Raw genomic sequence first — 551 nt, 5'->3', positions numbered from 1 at the left:
TATGAGACCAATGGCAACGAGCCGGAATATCGCAATCACTTCGAGGCGATCCCCGCCCGTGTGCCGCTGACGCCGCACCGGTCAACAAAACGCCCGCGCATCGAAGGCACGCAGGTGGCGATCGTCGCCGGACCTGAAGGCGAAGAAATCCATCCTGACCAATATGGCCGCATCAAGCTGTGGTTCCCGTGGGACCGCAAGGCGAAGAAGGACGGCACGGACACGTGCTGGGTGCGGGTCAGTCAGGCATGGGGCGGCGGCACATGGGGTGCACAGGTCATTCCGCGCATCGGCATGGAGGTGATGGTCGCCTTCGTCGATGGCGACCCGGATAAGCCGCTGGTCATCGGCGTGGTCAACAATCCGGCCAATTCCGTGCCTTACGACCTGCCGGCCAACAAGACGCGCATGGTGCTGCGCTCCAACAGCCACAAGGGCGACGGTTTCAACGAAATCACCTTCGAGGATGAGGCCGGCAAGGAGAACCAGTTTTTCCACGCCCAGAAGGACCAGACGACGCGGGTTCTGAATGACCGGACCAAGCGCATCGA

1 protein-coding gene is annotated in these 551 nt (G+C 61.9%); it reads left to right on the top strand.

What is annotated here, in order from left to right; translation table 11 throughout:
* A partial coding sequence (gene tssI, locus ACQZ40_RS25750; protein ID WP_448748917.1) for a type VI secretion system tip protein TssI/VgrG occupies positions 1 to 551 on the top strand: 551 nt, incomplete at both ends.

This window comes from Agrobacterium sp. 16-172Ci (assembly GCF_053522725.1).
This window is presented reverse-complemented; position numbering and strand designations above follow the sequence as displayed.